The sequence below is a fragment of the Streptococcus sp. k-163 genome, assembly GCF_013277555.1.
In the GTDB taxonomy this organism is placed as follows: Bacteria; Bacillota; Bacilli; order Lactobacillales; family Streptococcaceae; genus Streptococcus.
The window spans coordinates 1-1,195 of sequence record NZ_VMND01000032.1 but is presented as its reverse complement, the minus strand read 5'-3'; the positions used below and the strand labels follow the sequence as shown (position 1 = coordinate 1,195).

1 pseudogene is annotated in these 1,195 nt (G+C 37.3%); it reads right to left on the bottom strand.

Annotation, left to right across the window (positions count from 1 at the left end):
* Positions 1-1,139 (bottom strand): annotated as a pseudogene (locus tag HT731_RS09205) (IS3 family transposase); the annotation flags it as partial.
* Positions 1,140-1,195 lie beyond the last annotated feature (56 nt).

The window sequence follows — 1,195 nt, the reverse complement described above, 5'->3', positions numbered from 1 at the left end:
TGACATGGATGCTTGAATTCCCTTACTCTCTAGGAACCGATGATAAGAATCGTGTTGGTATTGCCAACCTTGGTCACTATGGAGAATCGTATTCTCGTAGTGTTTCTCTGTGAAGGCCTGTTCCAACATCGTTTTTACTTGTTCTAAATTAGGAGAACAAGAAAGATTAAAAGCAATAATTTCGCTGTTAAAGCCATCTAAAACAGGCGATAAATACAATTTCTGCGTGCTATTTGGAATGGCAAACTCTGTCACATCCGTATAACACTTTTCCATTGGTCTCGATCCTTCAAACTGGCGTTGAATGAGATTCTCTGCTTTCTTGCCAATCTCTCCTTGGTAGGAAGAATACTTTCGTTTACGGCGAATTCGAGCACTTAAACCAAGGATTTTCATCAGACGTTGGACCTTCTTATGGTTTACTATATGACCACGATTCCTCAATTCAAGAGTTATTCGGCGATAGCCATAATTTCCTTTGTGCTCAGTAAAAATAGCTTGAATTTCAGCTTTAAGATCTTTATCTTTGTCAAGCCCATCTAGTTCCTTCAACTGATAATAGTAAGTTGAGCGAGGTAAACGAGCCACTTCAAGAAGTAAATCTAGTCGAAATCCTCCTGAAGCCATTTCTCTAATTGTCTCTGCCTTTCTCGCTGTATAGCTTCGTCCCTGTCTTCCAGCTCTTTTAACTTTTTTAAGTAAGCTACCTCAGTACGTAAGCGTTCATTCTCCTCTTGGAGTCGCTCTAGTTCTGTCATTTCATCCCAAGTTTTCTTCCGTTTACGTCCCATTTTAGTTGGTCTCCCTCTTGTTTTCTCAACAATAGTATACCCGTTTTTCTTGTATTGTGCTAGCCAATTAAGAAGTATCGTACGACTTGGGAGGCCGTATTCAAGAGAAACTCTATCTTTAGTCCAGCCTTCATGTAAGACTTTATGAATCATTTCTTGCTTTAAATCAGGAGAATAGTAACGATTTTTTCCTTTTTTGACGAACTCTATTCCGTAACGATCAATCAATTTAATCATGTACCTAATATTAGAATTGTTTATCCCAAATTTATTTGAAAGCTTCTCTATGCTATATCCTTGTTTTTTAAGTTCATAGATCTGAACTTTATCATCATAAGTTAATTTCATAATAAAAACACCCCAAAAGTTAGATTTTTTCTGTCTAACTTTTGGGGTGCAGTTCA